Source organism: Geobacillus sp. CAMR5420 (genome assembly GCF_000691465.1).
GTDB lineage: Bacteria > Bacillota > Bacilli > Bacillales > Anoxybacillaceae > Geobacillus > Geobacillus thermoleovorans.
In genome coordinates this window covers 1-3,804 of record NZ_JHUS01000079.1, presented here as the reverse complement: position 1 = coordinate 3,804, position 3,804 = coordinate 1, and the positions used below count along the sequence as shown (strand labels likewise).

Below are 3,804 nucleotides of genomic sequence, written 5' to 3'. Positions count from 1 at the left end.
TCAAAACTGTCGAACTCGGGAGCCACATGCAGTTTCTTTTTTGCCATTTCCGCGCGAAACTCGAGCCAATCCTCCAATTCCGCCAGCAGAATGTTCGAGATTGGCACGGTTCGGACCTTCATCCCTTTTCCCACGATTCGAATTCGTTTCATCTCTAAATCTAAGTCCGTTAATTTTAAATTGGATAACTCTTTGGCTTTTTCACATGCATCCACTCCTCGTGTCATTACTGTAGATAAAAATCCAGCTTATCCAGTAGCAATGGAAGAGTTAAAAGAAGAAAAAAGGTGCCTGAAGGCATCCAAATAAGACAATTGAAATATCTTAACAACATCGTGGAACAGGATCATCGATTCATGAAGAGACGAGTCCTTCCTATGTTAGGGTTCAAGTCTTTTGACATAGCTACATCCATTCTTTCGGGAATAGAAGCTATGCATATGATCAAAAAAAGAACAGATTGATTTACGGGATCAGTCTGTCCAAAATCAGAAAGAATTCATCCATCAATTGTTTGGGATTGCAGCATAAGATTGATTCCGCTAGGAATATACGCGCTTTATTCTCTTTTTTTATCTTTGCACCAAAACCAGCTAATGCACCTTGCACTTGAAACAAATGATAAAGAATGGTTTGAGGAACTTGCAAAGGAAAAGACTCGACTTGAAAAACTCGAGGAAGAAGCTAGGAAAGAGTTAGACTGGACAGGAACAAATTAATGAAAATGCTATTGGTTTAAATTTTCGGGAGTGAATGATATAATATTTAGAAAAGTTAAAGGTAGGGATATTTATGCAACAACACTATGTTCCTCCGGTATACGGTTCAAATAGCTTTAATTGTCCGAACTGTTTTGCGTTTTCTCAACAAAATTGGTATGAAGTAAGATTTGATGACCGAAAAGGAGACTACTTTCTAGAAGACGAGTTAACACCTTCTCCTTTCCCAGATTTAGGGATGAATGGTTTTATGATTAATAATCTTTTAGCTATAAGTTTATGTTATCAATGTGGTGAAGTTGCTCTTTGGATTAAAGGTGAAATGGTTTATCCCCGTTCTTCTATGGTACCGTTACCAAATCCAGATATGCCAGAAGATGTGGAAAAAATTTATAATGAAGCAAGAGAGGTTAGCTTTTTATCACCTAGAGCTTCAGCTGCCCTTTTGAGATTAGCTTTAGAAATGTTGCTACCGCAAGTAGGTGCAAAAAAAGCCCAACTATTGAACATTGATGATACACAGTTAATAGAAAATAGTATTGTAGAGCATTTACCAAGAGTACCTATTTTAATAGATCCCGAAACAGGTGCTGTAATTTGTGATGTTTTAGCTATATCTGAGTATTTGGAAGAAAATTTCAAGGATTATCCTAGCCTTTTGAGTGATGATATCGTAAAGAGAAGTGATATTCGAGTTTTTAGTAGTCATATTCATGCTGATTTATTACCATTAATGAGTGGAATGTCTTATGCTAACTCATTTAGAAAAAATAATCAAAAAGAAATACCTAATGATGCTTTAGAACAGTTAAAAGAGACTTTGGAATTATTAGAGAATACTTTGGCCCGAAAAAAAGCAAAAGGTTGGACAGGGGAATTTTTATTTGGAGACTTCTCTTTAGCTGATGCAATGTTTGCACCAATTGCTCAACAAATTCGAGGATGGAATATAAAAGTTACAAATAACGAAGTCAACAACTATTTAGATTCATTGCTTAATAGGGAATCCATAAAATTATATTTAGAGGAAGCGAAACAACCATATAAATTACTGGAAGAAGCAAAAGAAAATTCTCCTACTTGGATTGCAAGACACTATAGAATTTGGGAAGAAATAAGGATGATTCATAATTGTGAAAACGATGTATATCATATTTTAGAAGATGATGTGGGTTTATTATTCTTTAATTTGGCATTTAAAGGATATTCTAAAGAAGAGATAGCAAAAACTGTTTTAAATGAGTACGATGTCGATGAAAAAACGATATTGAAAGATATAGAAGATTTCTTCAATAAGATACATCCGAACAGAGTTGTAGAAAATAGCTTAATTGATGTTTTGTAGCGAGGTTTTTAACAATGAAAAATTTATTAAAAAATTTCCAAATAGGAATCGCAGAAATATTAAGACTTCTATCTACAGAAATATTAATGATTTTAATTCCTATTTTAGGTATCAATATATTAAATTTAAATAACTCATCTATTGGTTTTGCTATTTCTTTATCATCAATTGGATTTTTGATATTTGGTTATATAGCAGGTTTAATAGCCGATTCGTGGAACAGAAAATATATGATGGTAACTCTTCTACTTATTAAATCTCTTCTATTTGGTATGTTTGCATATTTAGCATTATCTTCAAATTTAACTAAGTTAAATTATTTTTTAATAATTTTTTTAATAGGACTAGTCATAGTAATTATAGAAACTACTTTAACAGCATGGATTCCTGATATTTATAGTAAGGATGAATTGGCAGGAATTAACAGCTTACTCCAATTTTCTAGATCTAGTGCCAATTTATTAGGTCCAGCATTAGGTGGAGTAGTTATAGGGATTTTTGGAGAAGAGTTGACAATGACATTTATTTCATGCTCATTATTAATAAGCTCGATTCTAATGTTAGGTATTAAAAATTCAAATAAGGTGACAGTAGAACGCACAAGAAAAATAAACATTATAAAGAATATAAAATATATCTTAAAAAACAATATCTTAAAGTCCATAGTTCTTACTACCAGTACTATTAATTTTTCAATGTCAATGTACGGAGCAATTGTTATCATTTTTTTAATTAAGGATTTGAAGCTTAGTGAATCTTTAACTGGCATAATTTTGTCCTTAGGAGGAGTCGGAGCATTATTAGGGTCTTTTATTACCCCAAGATTGATAAAAAAATTTGATGTGCTGTCAGTTATGATTTTTGGTCCCATCATACCGAGTTTTGGTCTGCTTTTTATGGGATTTTCTTATGGAAAAGCAGGAATATTTGTTTTTATAACAGGTATAATTTTCTGTTATGCTGCGAGGAGTATAGGTAGTATTGCGAGAATGACGGTTCAACAAATTATACTCCCTTCTCATATAAGGGGGGAAATAAGTGGTGTAATGATGATGATAACATGGGGGATGATACCCGGTATGGGGATGATACCCCTTGGTTCAATGGTTGGAGGTTTAGTGAGTGATATATTAGGGTTGAGAACTGTCTTGATTTTAGCAGGGATACTCTTAATATTTTCAAACTTTTGGATGATAAATTCCGATATAAGAAAGTACAGAAACATACTATCCGATGATCAAGTAGTTTTGTAAGAGAAAAAAATGATTGCTTACTGTCAACAACGATTTAAAATTGGCTCTTAAGTTCTTTTGGTGAAAAAGTCAAGATACTTGAGAATGAGAAGCTAAAAAATTCGAATTGCACACTAATTTTCCCAATTAGCTCCCTCTATCACCAAGATTGCATAAGAGCCATTTTATCACCGTTGATTACAGCTATCTGAAACCGGTAAGCCTGGAACAGCCGAATACACTGTTATGTATGACTATAAAGGCGAAAGTGAACTAGGTACTAACGCGAGCTTTATGTTCCAATGTGGAAAATTAATTAATAAACGAATGCAGCCTACTCGTTTTGAGTAGGCTCTTTTTTGTTCATCATAAAAAAGAAGGCGGAGTAAGACTCCGGCCTTCTTAACTCACATTTCGCACCCTAACAACTCACATTTCGCACCCTAACAAGGTCAAGACAAAGGATTTTTTATTTAGTTTTTCAGAATAACTTTTTGACCAACACAAC

Annotated in this window: 2 protein-coding genes and 2 pseudogenes; 3 read left to right on the top strand and 1 reads right to left on the bottom strand. The window is 33.4% G+C overall.

What is annotated here, in order from left to right:
• Positions 1-194 (bottom strand): annotated as a pseudogene (locus DI44_RS18485) (tyrosine-type recombinase/integrase); the annotation flags it as partial.
• Positions 195-216: 22 nt separating this feature from the next.
• On the opposite strand from DI44_RS18485, the pseudogene DI44_RS0117480 reads away from it, so the two are divergent.
• The 3 genes and pseudogenes from DI44_RS0117480 to DI44_RS00255 form a co-directional block, all read left to right on the top strand.
• Positions 217-531, top strand: a pseudogene (locus tag DI44_RS0117480) (DDE-type integrase/transposase/recombinase); the annotation flags it as partial.
• Between the two features lie 261 nt (positions 532-792).
• A complete protein-coding gene (locus DI44_RS00250) occupies positions 793-2,064 on the top strand; it encodes a hypothetical protein (RefSeq protein ID WP_241766408.1) in 1,272 nt (423 codons plus the stop codon).
• A gap of 14 nt (positions 2,065-2,078) precedes the next feature.
• A complete protein-coding gene (locus tag DI44_RS00255) occupies positions 2,079-3,317 on the top strand; it encodes an MFS transporter (protein WP_033026654.1) in 1,239 nt (412 codons plus the stop codon).
• Positions 3,318-3,804: the final 487 nt, after the last annotated feature.

What these genes read in the sequence shown, in the direction of transcription:
- DI44_RS00250 (WP_241766408.1), top strand. Translation starts at nt 793, where the DNA reads ATGCAACAACACTATGTTCCTCCGGTATACGGTTCAAATAGCTTTAAT.
- DI44_RS00255 (WP_033026654.1), top strand. Translation starts at nt 2,079, where the DNA reads ATGAAAAATTTATTAAAAAATTTCCAAATAGGAATCGCAGAAATATTA.